Raw genomic sequence first — 12,989 nt, 5'->3', positions numbered from 1 at the left:
GGACGTAAATCCAGTCGAGTGAATTGTTCGCAGGGAACAAAAACGTGAGCCATGCCATCCAGAGGGCCAGCGAACTGGCCCTGGACAAGACGACGGTCACCGCGCTGCGGGCCACGCTGAGGACCACCGCCGACGAGGTCGTCCAGGCGATCATCGACGAGGTCCCTCCCTACGCCAACGCACTTTCGGGCCGCATGGGCGCCACCATCCGCCGGGCCGTCCGCACGGCCCTGGGGCACTACCTGGACCTCGCGAGTGGTCATGCCACGGGCGGTGACGGTGGTGACGCGGCCTACGAGCTGGGCCGCGGCGAGGTGCGCGACGGCCGTTCGATGGACGCCCTACTCAGCGCCTACCGGGTCGGCGCCCGCGTGGCCTGGCGATATCTGGCGGCGGGTGCCGTGCCCGCGGGTCTGCCCGCCGCGGAGGTCGCCAAGTTCGCCGAGCTGACCTTCGCCTACATCGACGAGCTCTCCGCCGCGAGCGCCGCGGGCCACGCCGACGAACTGGCCGCCCGGGGCAGGGCCCACGAGCTTCACCTCGAACACCTGGCCCGCGACCTCCTCGCCGGCGCGGGCCCGGACGTGCTGCTTGCCTCCGCACAACGGGCCGGGTGGCAGCCTCCGGATTCGCTGACCGCGGTCCTGCTCCCCGCCGCCCAGGCCCGGCCCGCCTACCGCACGCTCGACCCGAGCACCCTCGTCCTCGACGATCTGCCGGACGCCACCGGTGTGTTGCTCGTCCCCGATGCCGACCGATCACGTCTCTTGCGGCAGCTGTCCGACCGCACCGCCGTGGTCGGCCCGGCCCGGCCATGGGCTCGCGCGTCCGCCTCGTACGCACGGGTCGTCCGCGCGCGCTCCCTCTCCGCTGGCATCCGCGACACCGAGGACCACCTGCCCGAGCTGGTGCTGAGCGCCGACATGGACGCGTTCGCAGACCTGCGGGCCCGAGCCCTCGCACCGTTGCGGGCCTTGCCTGTCGCGACCGCGCGGCGCCTTGAGGAGACGTTGCGGGCGTGGCTGCTGCACCAGGGCAGGCGGGACGAGGTGGCGGCGGCGTTGTTCGTCCATCCCCAGACGGTCCGGTACCGGATGTCGCAGTTGCGGGAGCTCTTTCCGGACCTCGCATCGCCGAACCGGGCCCTCGAACTGACGCTGGCGGTCGCTCTTCGGGGCGGCTGACGCGGACGTCGACCGTGCGCGGGATGATGGAGATGGAATGACGGAACGTAAGGCTAGGAGCTTCCATGGCGCAGCGGGTTCACCGGCCCCGTGAGGACGCGGAGTTCGACTTCATCCTCAAAATGAGCGGAGTTCCGGTCCTCGCGTACTTCACCGGGACATGGCCCAAGGCCATCGAGCCCTGCCGGGTGATGGACCTCGTCGTGGGTGGCATCGCCGACGACTACGCGGGCCGCCTGACAGCCGTCCGTACCGACATCACGCGCTGTCCGGCCGCGACCGAGCGATACGGGATCACCGGAGCACCGTCCTACGTCCTGCTGAAGGAGGGAGAGGCGGTGGCGCACGGCACGGGGCCCACGACCACCGCCGAGGTACGGAAGGTTCTGGACGGCCATCTCTGAGCCCGGCTAGTTGTCCGATGGTTCGGGGGCCCAGTGGGGGCTCCGGCCGAGAAGGGTCAAGGTCTCCGTCAGGGGTGTCGACTGCGCGGACGTCGGCCGGGCCGGGGCGAAGAAGGCGTCGGGCCCGCGTGTCTGCTCGTCGGTCGGCACGCGGCGTGCCAGTCGCAGGGCCGACTCCCAGATGCTGTGCGGGAGTTGAACCTCCAGTGCGAGGGTGCGGGCGAGGTCCCAGGCATGCACCGCGAGGTCGAGGAAGTGGAATGACACGGCCACCCGGCCGGGAAGCGCGCGGCCCAGTTCGGGCAGTACGAACTCCCGCTCACCGCCGCCCGCTTCGGCGAACGGCACGATGAGCGCGGCCACGGACTCCGCATAAGCGCGCGCCGGGTCGGCGGCGATGTCCGGCACCCGCCAGTGTGCGGGCAGCCCGCCCTCTCCTCGTGCGGCCGCCGCGAAGCCGTGGTTCTGCGCCGTCATGTGACCGAGGAGATCGAGCAGGGTCCAGTCGGCGCAGGGGGTCGGCCGGCCCCAGGTCTCCTTTCCGTCGTCGGCGGCGGCTGCCGCGCCGCGTACGAGACGTAACGTCTCCAGCGCGGCGATGCGGTCCAGCTCCACGAAGTTCGTCACGCGTCCTCCAGGCGAACGAAGTCCTGCGGCCAGGAAGTCGTGCCGGTGAGCAGGGCGCGGGCCCGGCTCCACACGGCGTACGGATCGAAGTCCTCGGCCTCCCAGGCGGCTGCGCGCATCGTGCCGCGCCCCCGGTGGGCCCTGACGACCGCGATGTGGTCGGGGCGGCCCACGAACTCGTTGAGCGCGCGCTCGTCGCGCCACACGCTCACCGAGCCCGAGCGTCGGCTTGCCACCTCGGCCCACAGCCACATGCCGAGCGCGCCCGGTGTCCGGGGCCAGGTGCGGCGAAGGCGCAGGCCCGCGAGGGCGATCGCGCCCGCCTGCGGATGGCTCGTCGCGGTGAAGTCGGTGACGCTCACGACGACGGGGCACAGGGTCAGCGGTACGGGTCCGGAGCGCCAGCGGGTGCGCAGCAGCCGGGAGGTCACGGGTCGAGGTGTCATGACGCCGAGCATAAAACTACACGACCGGTCGTGCTACTACTTTTGCCGCGTGAGCGAAGATGAACGGCCTTGCACCTCAGGAGATTTGGGGCACCAGCGCGGAATCCGTCGCCGTCGCACGCAGCCTGGAGGTGATGCCCGTCCGCGCCCGGTCGTACGGCAGTGTCTCCGCGGTCAGGAGCGAGTGCGCGTTGGCCGTCTCCATCAACGCCACCAGCTCGAAGGCCAGCTGCGCCGTATCGGTGTCGTCGCGGAGTTCACCGGCTGCCCGCGCGTCCACCGCGCATCCCTCCACGTACGCCATCCACGTCGCCAGCGACTGCACGAGCGCATCGTGCACCGGGCCCTGCCGGGCGTCGAACTCGGCCATCACCGCAGAGAAGAAGCAGCCCCCGGGAAACACGCGGCGCTGCGAATAGCCGAGCCAGCTCTCGCAGAGGCGCGCGAGGCTGGTCACTCCGGCGGGGATGCCGTCCACCGGCTCGAGGACCTCGTCGACGAAGATCTTCGACGCGGCCCGGACCGTGGCCAGTTGCAGCTCCTCCTTGGAGCCGAACAGCGCGAACACCCCGCTCTTGCTCAGCCCGAGCTCGGTCGCAAGCCGTCCCACCGACAGGGCTTCGAGTCCCTCGACGGAGGCGATGTCGACGGTCCGGCGCAGCACGAGGCGCCGGGTGCGGTTGCCCCGCTCGACCCGCCCGTCCTCCTTCGCGGAGTTCACCACTGCGGCGCCATGGGGGCCGCCCACCCGGGCGCTGATGTCGTTGCTGCTCATCCGCCCTAGTCTGCCAGCACGGCGGGCGCGACCGGGAGGCCCCCGACCCTGCCACGATGTGCACGAAGGGTATTCCGCGGAAAGTGAAGAGGGTGCAATGAGTGAACTGACGAAGCCCGAGGTCGACGTTCCGGAGGGTGCCGCGCCTACCGAGTTGACCATCCGGGACCTGGTCGTCGGGGACGGGGCCGAGGTGAAGCCGGGCATGGTGGTCAGAGTCCACTACGTCGGGGTGACCTTCGAGTCCGGGAAGGAGTTCGATGCCTCCTGGGACCGGGGGCAGCCGTTCAAGTTCGCGCTGGGCAGTGGCAGGGTCATCAAGGGCTGGGACCGAGGGGTGAAGGGGATGAAGGTCGGCGGTCGACGCGAGATCGTTGTTCCCCCTCGTCTCGGCTACGGCAAGCAGTCGCCGTCACCGTTGATCCCGGCGAGCTCGACGCTCGTCTTCGTGGTGGACCTCCTCGACTCGTATTCCAGCACGGCCGGGTGGAGCAAGGCCTGATCCATTACCCCATCAGCTGATGTTCGTTGGGCTTGGTGACCATTGTCCGCTGCTACAAGGAGTCACCTGCTCATGCCTGAGGAAATCGTGCGTCGGCTGCATTTCAAAGGGTTCGACTATGACTGCCGCATCGTCGAGAACCCCGCTCCTCGGACAGAGCCCATCGTTCTGCTGGGCGGCTCCTTCCAGGACATGTACGCCTTCCGGCGCCTGGAGAAACCGTGGACGGAGATCGCGACGGTCATCACTGTCGACCTCCCCGGGTCGGGCAAGGCCGACGATCTGCCGGCGGAGTACGGGTTCGATTTCCTCGCCGCGGTACTGGGTGATCTGCTCGAACAGCTGGAGTTGGGGCCCGTCAATCTGTTCGCCGCGTCCTACGGCGTGCCCATCGCGTACCGGCTGGTCCAGCAGCGTCCCGAGCGGGTCGAGCGGCTGATGCTGGCCGGGGCTTCCATGGAGTATCCGGCGGAGTGCCGGACAGCGCTTCGGGCCATGGTCGACAGCCTCGCTGCCGGGGACGTGTCCAGCGCCTACGGCCGGGTGACCGTCGAGGCGCTCATGGCACACCCGGACCGGCCCGTCCGCAAGCGCGCCGTGACGGCCCGGCTGCTGGCCTGCACGATGAGCGCCATCACCGACGCCGATGTGCCACGGCACATCGCCATCCTGGAGCGCGTCCTCGCCACTCCCGGTCTTCCGCCCGGTGGAATCCCCGACGTGCCGACCCTGTGCTTCACGGGTGAGTTCGACGAGTTCTCCACTCCGGACCGCGTACGCGAAGTCGCCGCAACGATTCAGCAGGGGCAATTCTCCCTGATCCGGGAGGCCGACCATCTGCCCAACCTCGAACGGGGCAAGGAGTTCTCCCGGCTCATCGCCGACTACTTCACCGACCAGCCGATCGACGCGCTCGACTTCCTGACGGAGGTCGAGCGGCCGGCGCTGGAGAGGGTGCCTGCCGTCGCCGCGTCGTAGGCAGGCACCCCAGCCGTCGGGAGCGGTCACGGCGTCAGGATCGCCCTGCCTCGGATCCGCCCGCTCTCCAGGTCGTCCAGCGCGTCCTGGAAGCGGTCGAGCGGGTACTTCGCGGTGTGCAGGCGGACGCGGCCCTGTGCGGCCAGGACCATCAGTTCGCACAGGTCGTTGTACGAGCCGACCAGGTTGCCGATGAAGTTGATCTCGGCGGAGATGATGTCGATGGTCGGCACGTCGATGTTCTCGCCGTAGCCGACCACGTGGTAGTCGCCCGCCGGGCGCAGCATGGCGACGCCGTCCTTGGTGGCGCCGCCCTCGCCCACAAAGTCGATGACCGCCTCCGCCCCTTGTCCGCCGGTCAGTTCGCGCACCCGGTCGACGTGGCCCCCGTCGGCGACGATGCCGTGGTCGGCCCCGATGGACGTGGCCAGGGCCACCGCGTCGGGGTTGCGGTCGACGACGAGGAGCTCGGCCGCGGTGAGGGCCTTGAGGACCTGTACGCCGATGTGGCCGAGCCCGCCCGCGCCGATCACGACGCAGCGGTCCCCCGGCCGCAGCGTGCGGGCCGCCTTGGCCGCGGCGTGGTACGCCGTGAGGCCCGCGTCGGCGAGCGCCGCGACGTCGGCCGGTTCGAGGGAGTCGTCGATCCGCACCACGCTGCGCGCGGAGGTCTTCAGGTACTCGGCGTAGCCCCCGGCCGTGTCGATGCCGGGGAACTGGTTGTTCTCGCAGTGGACGTCGTCGCCCGCCCGGCAGGCCCGGCAGAGCCCGCAGGTGATCAGCGGGTGCACGATGACCTTGTCGCCCTCGGCGACGTTGGTGACGGCGCTGCCGACGGCGTGCACCCAGCCGGCGTTCTCGTGGCCGATCGTGTAGGGCAGTGTCACGCCGGACTTCTGCGCCCACTGCCCTTCCAGGATGTGGATGTCGGTGCGGCACACGCCGGCGCCGCCGATCCTGACGATGACGTCGAACGGGCCGGTGACCTCGGGAGTCGGTACCTCGGCCATCTCGAGGTTCTTGCCGTAGCCCACGACCTGGACTGCCTTCATGAGACCTTCTCCTTCGATTGGTCGGCCGCGGACTGCGGGTAGCGGGTGCGCAGCAGCCCCCGGCAGAAGTGCGCGTTGCCCTCGATCGACACCCGGACCGCGCGGGCGAAGCGCAGCCGGAGCGGGATCTCGCCCGGCGGGAAGCGTCGACCTTCCTCGTCCACCAGGACCGGGTCCGACGGTGCCACGCCGAGGCCGAGCGCCTCGCGTCGCCGCAGCAGCGCACCGGAGGCCGCCGCGTCGGGGAGGTCTCCGATGACCACGTCGTGGAGGTCCTCCTCGGCGAGGTCGGGGTTCTCGCGGAGCAGGAGAGTCAACGCCCGCTCCATCGCCGCGACATGGGCCTTGCGGCGGAACGTGAGGCGCAGCGCTTCGAGGTCCTTCTCGGCCTCGGCGCCGAACGTGCCGCGGTAGCCCGCGTCCGCGGCGAGCCCCTGGTTGATGAGGTCCGAGTCGTGGTGGTCGTCGAGCAGCACCACGACATCGCGCGTCCAGGGCAGCGCGCTGAGCGCGTCCTTGGAGTCCGAGGCCATGAGGTACGCAAAGTTGGGCGAGCAGAACGAGGTGGGGAGCCGGAGGCGGACGGTGAGCGCCCTGTCGGGGGTCACCGTCACGGAGCGTACGAAGCCCAGGTCGGTGATCGGCTCGTCCAACTCCGGGTCGAGGACGGTGTCGAGCGCGGCGCGGGCGGACCGTTCCCGTTCGTCGGGGCGCATGTCAGGCCACCGCCGGTGCGCCGACGCCGAGGCCGGCCGGGACCTCGATGTCGTACATGGCCGCCGCGTTGAGGCCGAGGATCTTCTTCTTCTGCGCCAGGGTGATCGGCGCGTACTCGGGCGTCATGTCTTCGGGGATCTGGAAGTCGACGAACCGCTCGATCAGCCAGCGCGGTGTCCAGAGCGCGTAGTCGCTGGAGAACTGGATACGGTCCTCGTCCAGCCAGTAGAGCAGTTCGCCGATGATCTGCGCGAAGTACCGCGGCCTGGTGTGGATGAAGGGGATCGCGACGGCGAGGCCCGCGTGCACGTTGGGTTCCTGCGTGGCGATCCAGCAGAAGTCCTCGAGGCGGGGCAGTCCGCAGTGCTCGACGACGAAGTTCATCTCGGGGAACTGCGTCGCCACCTTGTCGACGTCCGCCACGTCGAAGGCGTCCCGGTCGAGCGGACGGATCGTCGGCCCCTTGTGGACGTGCACGTTGTTGATCCCGAGTTCCTGGCACACCTCGAGATAGCGGTACGTCCACGGGTCGTCGAGCTTGTAGCCGCGGCTGTCGCCCTTCCACTCGGCGGTGTACAGCTTGACGCCCTTGAGCTGGAACCGCTCGGCGTCACGCCGCAGTTGGTCGAGCCCCTTCTGCTCGTACCGGGGGTCCCAGGAGTGGTTGTACGTCAGCTTGTCGGGGTGCTGCTGGGCGAGCGCGAAGGCCTCCTCCGTCTGCCCGAAGCCGTTCCGGTAGAAGGCGCCGAGGCGTGCGGGCTGGAAGATGGCGTGGTCGACGTACCCGTCGGTGAAGAGGTCCTTCATCAGGCGTTCGCCGCCCTGGTAGAGGTACTCCTCGTACGGCCACAGCTCGGACTCGGGGCTGAGGTTGCGGTGGTAGTCGTAGAAGCAGTCGATGAACTGCTTGCCGTGGATGTTGAGTTGGTTCTCGGGGCGCGCGTCCCAGAGCGCGATGTGCGCGTCGACGATGAAGTAGTTCTCGCCATCCTTGGAATACATCTGTCTCCTCAGGTCCTCGGTTCCTTGGTTGGTTCCTTGGTGTGCGTCAGGAGAACTGGATGCCGCCGTCGATCATGACGGACTGGCCCGTCATGTAGTCCGAGTCGCGCGAGGCCAGGTACGAGACGAAGGACGCGACGTCCGTGGGCTCCTCGACGCGGCCGAGCGCGATCGCCTCCGCGTACTTCTTGATGGCCTTGCCCTTCTGCAGGCCCTCCTCCTGCGCGAGGCGCTCGTCGATGAGGTCCCACATGTCGGTGCCGACGATGCCCGGGCAGTACGCGTTGACGGTGATGCCGTGCTGCGCCCACTCCATGGCGGCGGCCTGGGTCAGTCCGCGTACGCCCCACTTGGACGCCGAGTAGGTGCCGAGCAGCGCGAACGGGCGGTAGGCGACGATGGAGGCCGCGCCGATGATCTTTCCGCCGCCGCCCTGGGCGATCATCTGCCGGGCCGCGGCCTGGTAGGAGAGGAAGACGCCGCGCAGGTTCACGGCCATGATCTGCTCGAACTCGTCGATGCCGGTGTCGAGGAGTGGAGTGACCCTGGCGATACCGGCGTTGGCGACGTAGACGTCGACCTTGCCGAAGTGTCCCGCGACCTCCTCGACGAGTGCGTCGGTCTGCTCCTTGCTGGACACGTCGGCGTGCACGGCGAGGGACCGGCGGCCGGTCTTCTCGATGCCGGCGGCCACTTCGCCGAGTTCCTCGCTCATGCCGGGGAGGTCGGCGACGGCAACATCGAGTCCGTCCTGGGCCAGTCGCTCTGCGATGGCGCGGCCGATGCCGCGGGCGGCGCCGGTGACGATCGCGGTGCGGGGTGCGTTGTCGGCGGAAGTCATAGCGGGCTCCTGTGCTCGACGCTGGGCGGCCGCACCCGTTGTGCGGCGCCGACCATCAGCGTGGAGGCCGGGGGCTCCGTCGAGTTTTTCAATGTGGAACACACCGGGCGCCACTCCTGCACCCGTGCACGGAAAACGCACAAGGACTCTTGGCGAACAGCCTGTTGTCGGGTACAAACACCTCCGTAATATGGCGGAAACACGCCCATCGGAGACGCCATGCTCAGTGACAGCACGGAGCGGGACCAGACCATCGCGCGAGCGCGCCTGCAGTTCCTCACGCATGCGGAGCCGCCTGCGCAGATCGTGCCCGAGGGCATCCGCAATTCCTGGCAGCGGTCCAAGTACCTGGGGGTCGGCACGGACGAGGTGGTCGTCCCCTACCAGCCGGACTACGACCGGGAGAGCCGGCTGGTCCGCGCCGCCGCGCCCGTCCTCGATCGGCTGGAGCAGGCGCTGGCGGGTTCGGACGCCTCGGTGATCGTGACGGACCGCAAGGGCTGGGTTCGGGACCGTCGCGTCGGGGAGAAGCGGCTCTCGACGCACCTGGACCGGGTTCATCTGGCCCCCGGCTTCAACTACGCCGAACAGTTCGTCGGTACGAACGGCATCGGGGTCGCCCTGGAGGAGCGCAGGCCCAACGTGGTCCTCGGTACCGAACACTTCAACGAGCGCCTCCAGGGCGTCTCCTGCGCCGCCGCCCCGATCCGCAACTCGGTCACCGGACGGGTCGAGGGAGCCATGAACCTGACGTGCTGGAACGGCCCGGCGCGCATGCTCATGGCGGCCCTGGTGCAGGAGGCCGCCGGTGACATCGAGCGCGTCATGTACGAGTTCAGCAGCTCGCACCAGCGTGCTCTGCTGGAGGCGTTCCAGCAGGTGAGCCACTACGGTGACCGGCCGGTGCTCTGTCTCGGCCAGGATCTCGTGCTCGCCAACTCCGCGGCCTCCGCCCGCCTCACGGGCGACGACCACCGGCTGCTGCACGAGGCCGCCGCCGAGCTGGGGCACGCGCCGCGCGCCCGCACGCAGGTGCAACTCACAGGCGGGGAGACCGTCCTGATGCGCTGCCGCCAGGTCGACAGCTCGGCGGGCGCCGCCGGGTATCTACTGGAGTTGGCCTTCGCGGAGCTCCCCTCGGGCGGGCACCCGCCCCGTTCCGGCTCCCGTACGCGGACGGAGCAGGACGCGAGCAGGCCGTGGCCGCTGCCGGGCCTGGCGGGGACGGACCCGGCGTGGAACACCGTCTCCCGCACGGCGAGCCGCTGCGCCCGCGAGCGGACACCGCTCCTGCTCCACGGCGAGGCCGGAACGGGCAAGTCGGCGCTGGTCGGTGCCGCGCACGCGCTGACCGGGGCGGCATCGGCCCCCGTCGTCGTGGATGCCGAGGCAGCCGGGGGCGTACTGCCCACCGCACTGCGCGAGGCACCCGCTGAGGCGGGCCGCGCCCTGGTCCTGCGGAACGTGGACGCCGTGGCCCCCGAGCAGGGAGCCGCCGTCGCCCAGGCGCTGGAGGCAGCGGCTGCGCAGGGCACCTGGATCGTGGGCACGCTGCGCCAGGCCCAAGGCGTACCCGAGCCACTGAGGCGCTGTTTCGTCGAGGCGGCGGCCGTTCCCGCTCTGCGGCACCGCCTCGCGGATCTTCCCGCCCTGGCGGACTGTCTGCTGCGGCGCGTCGGCGCGGACGTCGAGTGCGCACCGGAGGTGCTGCCGCTGCTGCGCCGGCACGACTGGCCCGGCAACATCCGCCAGCTGGACGCCACCCTGCGGGAGGCCGCGTCGGGCCGCCGTACGTACCGGATCGAACTCGGCGACCTGCCGCCGTCCCTGCACAGCGCGGGCGGCCGGTCGCTCAGCGCCTGGGAGGCCTCCGAGCGCGACACCCTGGTCCAGGCCCTGCTGGCGGCGGACGGCAACAAGTTGCTGGCGGCGCAGCGGCTCGGCATCTCCCGTACGACGATCTACCGGAAGATGCGGGCCTACGGGATCACGCTTCCCGCGCGCGGCTGAGTCGCCTACGCGCGTCGCCGGGTCTCAGCCGCCGCGCCTGACCCGCGCCGCCTTCCGGGCCTCCGCGAGCTTGCGGGCCTCGTTGGTCTTGCGGGAGCCCCGGCCGCCCGAGCCGGAGCCCGAGCCGGAGGCGGTGGTGGAGCCGCTCTTCGGGTCCTTGGTGCTGCCCAGGCCGCGGAACGGGGCGTTCTGGTTCTTGGGGCGCTGGGCGGGGCCGCCGTCGAGGGGCCTGCCGGAGGGGGCCTTGGCGCCGGTGATGCGGCTCAGCTCCGCCTCGCCGGACCGCACCTTGGTGACCTTCGCGCGGACGTCGGCGTCCGCCATGACCTGGCTCGTCTCGCGGCGCTGGCCCGACAGGACCAGCGAAACGACGGTGCCGGAGCGGCCGGCGCGGGCGGTGCGTCCGGCGCGATGGAGGTAGTCCTTGGGCTCGGTCGCCGGGTCGACGTTGACCACGAGGTCGAGGTCGTCGATGTCCAGGCCGCGTGCGGCGACGTTCGTCGCCACCAGCGCGGTGATCTCGCCCTTCTTGAACTGGGCCAGGGTCCGGGTGCGCTGCGGCTGGGCCTTGCCGCTGTGCAGGGCGGCGGCGGCCACTCCGCTGGCCCGCAGATGCTTGGTGAGCTGGTCGACGCCGTGCTTGGTGTCGAGGAACAGCAGGACGCGGCCGTCGCGGGCGGCGATCTCGGTGGCGACGGACCACCGGTCCGGGCCGTGCACGACGAGGAGGTGGTGCTCGATCGTGGTGACCGCGCTGGAGGCGGGGTCCACGGAGTGCTCGGCCGGGTCGCGCAGGTAGCGCCGCACCAGCTGGTCGACGTCGCCGTCGAGGGTGGCGGAGAACAGCATCCGCTGCCCGTCGGGTCGCACAAGGTCAAGGATTTCGGTGACCTGCGGCAGAAAGCCCATGTCGCACATCTGGTCGGCCTCGTCCAAGACCGTGATGGCGACCCGGCCGAGGCGGCAGCCCTTGCGTTCGATCAGGTCGTGCAGCCGGCCGGGCGTGGCGACGACGACCTCGGCGCCGTCCCGCAGCGCGGCGGACTGCCGACCGATGGACACGCCGCCCACCACGGTCGCGAGCCGCAGCCGCAGCGCCTCGGCGTACGGCGTGAGCGCCTCGCTGACCTGCTGCGCCAGCTCCCGGGTGGGCACCAGCACGAGGGCGAGGGGCTCCTTGGGCTGTGCGCGCCGCCCGGCGATCCGGGAGAGCAGTGCCAGGCCGAAGGCGAGGGTCTTGCCGGAGCCGGTGCGGCCCCGGCCGAGGACGTCCCGCCCCGCGAGCGCGTTCGGCAGTGCCGCGGCCTGGATGGGGAAGGGCTTCGTCACACCGTGCTCGGCGAGCGTGCGCAGCACCGCGGCCGGCAGATCGAGGTCCGCGAAGGACGTCACGGGGGCGGTACCCGGCGCGTCGTCCTGCTGCCGGGCACCGTCGGCACGTGCTGATTCGCTCACAGAGAGCCTTCCTGGCGAAGGGTGGGACCGTACCGAGGAAGGCGCGGCGGGGTCGCGGCGGCCGAGCGGCGGCGCCCATCGGGACACCGGCACAGCTGCGCTGCAAACGCTCAACGCTAGCACGGAACGCATGGCGGGCTTCACCTCACCCGCTGACGCATCTACACTCCCCCGGTTCAACTCCGGTACCTACTTGCCGAGTTGAAGAGGTGCAGTGTGCACCTTGCGGATAGGGTCGCCGAAAGGTGGGTGGGACACGACGGGGGGATCGCGGTGGATCACCTGACTGAAGCGGGGCCGGGGCGTGGCCATCGTGGCGGGACCACTCCCGAGCCTCCTGAGGTGCTGCCCGGCGCGCTGCGCGCCTGGCTCGGGCTGGTCGCGGCGCTCTCCGCGCTCGTGGTCGTCACCATCGGGGTCATGTACGCGGGGCACAGCGCGTCCGGCCGGGTGGACCGGTGGTTCGTGCTGCCGACGGACGACAGTGTCCAGCCGCCGTGGCGGGGCGTCGCCCTGGCCGTCGACTTCCTGGGGGAACCCGTCGGCGCGGCGGTGCTGGTCGCCGCCGCCGTGGTGTGGTGTCTGCTACTGCGCCGTCCGCGCGCGGCCGTGCTGATGGTGGCAGCCGTCGCGCTGACCGTGGGGACGGGGACGGTCATCAAGTCCGTGGTGGGGCGCACCATCCACGGTCCGGGGAACCTGTCCTATCCGAGCGGGCACACGGCCTTCCTCACCGCGCTCGCCCTGGTGGTGGCGCTGGTCGCGGTCGGGCGGCTCGGGCTCGGCAGAGCGGCCGGTGCGGCGCTCGTGTTCGGTGCGGGGCTGGCCGCCGGCGCCGTCATGGGGTGGGCGGAGGTCGCGCTGAGCGCGCACTATCCGACGGACGCGGTCGGCGGCTGGTGCACCGCGCTCGCGGTGGTGCCCGCGACCGCGTGGCTGGTCGACCGCGTGGCGGACGCCGGCCGACCAGCTCGCCGCTGACATCACACCAATCGG

The 12,989-nt window shown here is 70.7% G+C and carries 14 protein-coding genes; 6 read left to right on the top strand and 8 right to left on the bottom strand.

What is annotated here, in order from left to right:
* The first annotated feature begins 44 nt into the window (after positions 1–44).
* Complete coding sequence (locus ACWD2L_RS05475) at positions 45–1,184, top strand: PucR family transcriptional regulator (protein ID WP_351331405.1); 1,140 nt, start codon at positions 45–47, stop codon at positions 1,182–1,184.
* Positions 1,185–1,249: 65 nt separating this feature from the next.
* Positions 1,250–1,588 carry a thioredoxin family protein gene (locus tag ACWD2L_RS05470; protein WP_351331404.1) on the top strand — a complete coding sequence of 113 codons (339 nt, stop codon included), beginning with the start codon at positions 1,250–1,252 and terminating at the stop codon, positions 1,586–1,588.
* A 6-nt stretch (positions 1,589–1,594) separates the two neighbouring features.
* On the opposite strand, the gene ACWD2L_RS05465 is transcribed toward ACWD2L_RS05470, so the two are convergent.
* The 3 genes from ACWD2L_RS05465 to ACWD2L_RS05455 form a co-directional block, all read right to left on the bottom strand.
* Positions 1,595–2,215, bottom strand: a complete 621-nt coding sequence (locus tag ACWD2L_RS05465) for a TIGR03086 family metal-binding protein (RefSeq protein WP_351331403.1) — start codon at positions 2,213–2,215, stop codon at positions 1,595–1,597.
* Positions 2,212–2,661, bottom strand: a complete 450-nt coding sequence (locus tag ACWD2L_RS05460; RefSeq protein ID WP_351331402.1) for a hypothetical protein — start codon at positions 2,659–2,661, stop codon at positions 2,212–2,214. Before ACWD2L_RS05460 ends, ACWD2L_RS05465 begins: the two co-directional genes overlap by 4 nt.
* 76 nt (positions 2,662–2,737) lie before the next feature.
* On the bottom strand, positions 2,738–3,382 hold the full coding sequence (locus ACWD2L_RS05455) for a TetR/AcrR family transcriptional regulator (protein ID WP_351331535.1): 645 nt from the start codon (positions 3,380–3,382) through the stop codon (positions 2,738–2,740).
* Positions 3,383–3,533: 151 nt separating this feature from the next.
* Here ACWD2L_RS05455 and ACWD2L_RS05450 point away from each other — a divergent pair, with 151 nt between their 5' ends.
* Together ACWD2L_RS05450 and ACWD2L_RS05445 are read left to right on the top strand one after the other, a co-directional pair.
* Positions 3,534–3,938 carry an FKBP-type peptidyl-prolyl cis-trans isomerase gene (locus ACWD2L_RS05450; RefSeq protein ID WP_351331401.1) on the top strand — a complete coding sequence of 135 codons (405 nt, stop codon included), beginning with the start codon at positions 3,534–3,536 and terminating at the stop codon, positions 3,936–3,938.
* A 72-nt stretch (positions 3,939–4,010) separates the two neighbouring features.
* On the top strand, positions 4,011–4,916 hold the full coding sequence (locus ACWD2L_RS05445) for an alpha/beta fold hydrolase (protein ID WP_351331400.1): 906 nt from the start codon (positions 4,011–4,013) through the stop codon (positions 4,914–4,916).
* A 26-nt stretch (positions 4,917–4,942) separates the two neighbouring features.
* Here ACWD2L_RS05445 and ACWD2L_RS05440 read toward each other — a convergent pair whose 3' ends face one another.
* The 4 genes from ACWD2L_RS05440 to ACWD2L_RS05425 are packed head-to-tail and all read right to left on the bottom strand — an operon-like array spanning position 4,943 to position 8,528.
* Positions 4,943–5,968, bottom strand: a complete 1,026-nt coding sequence (locus ACWD2L_RS05440; protein WP_351331399.1) for an NAD(P)-dependent alcohol dehydrogenase — start codon at positions 5,966–5,968, stop codon at positions 4,943–4,945.
* Positions 5,965–6,684, bottom strand: coding sequence for a metal-sulfur cluster assembly factor (locus ACWD2L_RS05435; protein ID WP_351331398.1), 720 nt, complete (start codon positions 6,682–6,684; stop codon positions 5,965–5,967). The genes ACWD2L_RS05440 and ACWD2L_RS05435 overlap by 4 nt, the downstream gene beginning before the upstream one ends.
* A 1-nt stretch (position 6,685) precedes the next feature.
* A complete protein-coding gene (locus ACWD2L_RS05430; RefSeq protein WP_351331397.1) occupies positions 6,686–7,687 on the bottom strand; it encodes an amidohydrolase family protein in 1,002 nt (333 codons plus the stop codon).
* Between the two features lie 46 nt (positions 7,688–7,733).
* On the bottom strand, positions 7,734–8,528 hold the full coding sequence (locus ACWD2L_RS05425; RefSeq protein ID WP_351331396.1) for an acetoin reductase: 795 nt from the start codon (positions 8,526–8,528) through the stop codon (positions 7,734–7,736).
* Between the two features lie 219 nt (positions 8,529–8,747).
* Between ACWD2L_RS05425 and ACWD2L_RS05420 the strand changes: the two genes are divergently transcribed.
* Positions 8,748–10,538: a sigma-54-dependent Fis family transcriptional regulator gene (locus ACWD2L_RS05420; protein ID WP_351331395.1), complete on the top strand. Its 1,791-nt coding sequence runs from the start codon at positions 8,748–8,750 to the stop codon at positions 10,536–10,538.
* Between the two features lie 24 nt (positions 10,539–10,562).
* Here the strand turns inward: ACWD2L_RS05420 and ACWD2L_RS05415 are convergent, their stop codons facing one another.
* Positions 10,563–11,993, bottom strand: a complete 1,431-nt coding sequence (locus ACWD2L_RS05415) for a DEAD/DEAH box helicase (protein WP_351331394.1) — start codon at positions 11,991–11,993, stop codon at positions 10,563–10,565.
* A gap of 282 nt (positions 11,994–12,275) precedes the next feature.
* Here ACWD2L_RS05415 and ACWD2L_RS05410 point away from each other — a divergent pair, with 282 nt between their 5' ends.
* Entirely contained in the window at positions 12,276–12,974 is a 699-nt protein-coding gene (locus ACWD2L_RS05410) for a phosphatase PAP2 family protein (protein ID WP_451187739.1), read from the top strand.
* The last annotated feature ends 15 nt before the right edge of the window (positions 12,975–12,989 follow it).

Source organism: Streptomyces sp. NPDC002754 (genome assembly GCF_053592315.1).
Note: the sequence above shows the minus strand (reverse complement) of the source record. Positions and strands in the feature narration are given on the sequence as shown.

What these genes read in the sequence shown, in the direction of transcription:
- ACWD2L_RS05470 (WP_351331404.1), top strand. Translation starts at nt 1,250, where the DNA reads ATGGCGCAGCGGGTTCACCGGCCCCGTGAGGACGCGGAGTTCGACTTC.
- ACWD2L_RS05460 (WP_351331402.1), bottom strand. Translation starts at nt 2,661, where the DNA reads ATGACACCTCGACCCGTGACCTCCCGGCTGCTGCGCACCCGCTGGCGC.
- ACWD2L_RS05450 (WP_351331401.1), top strand. Translation starts at nt 3,534, where the DNA reads ATGAGTGAACTGACGAAGCCCGAGGTCGACGTTCCGGAGGGTGCCGCG.
- ACWD2L_RS05445 (WP_351331400.1), top strand. Translation starts at nt 4,011, where the DNA reads ATGCCTGAGGAAATCGTGCGTCGGCTGCATTTCAAAGGGTTCGACTAT.
- ACWD2L_RS05440 (WP_351331399.1), bottom strand. Translation starts at nt 5,968, where the DNA reads ATGAAGGCAGTCCAGGTCGTGGGCTACGGCAAGAACCTCGAGATGGCC.
- ACWD2L_RS05435 (WP_351331398.1), bottom strand. Translation starts at nt 6,684, where the DNA reads ATGCGCCCCGACGAACGGGAACGGTCCGCCCGCGCCGCGCTCGACACC.
- ACWD2L_RS05430 (WP_351331397.1), bottom strand. Translation starts at nt 7,687, where the DNA reads ATGTATTCCAAGGATGGCGAGAACTACTTCATCGTCGACGCGCACATC.
- ACWD2L_RS05425 (WP_351331396.1), bottom strand. Translation starts at nt 8,528, where the DNA reads ATGACTTCCGCCGACAACGCACCCCGCACCGCGATCGTCACCGGCGCC.
- ACWD2L_RS05420 (WP_351331395.1), top strand. Translation starts at nt 8,748, where the DNA reads ATGCTCAGTGACAGCACGGAGCGGGACCAGACCATCGCGCGAGCGCGC.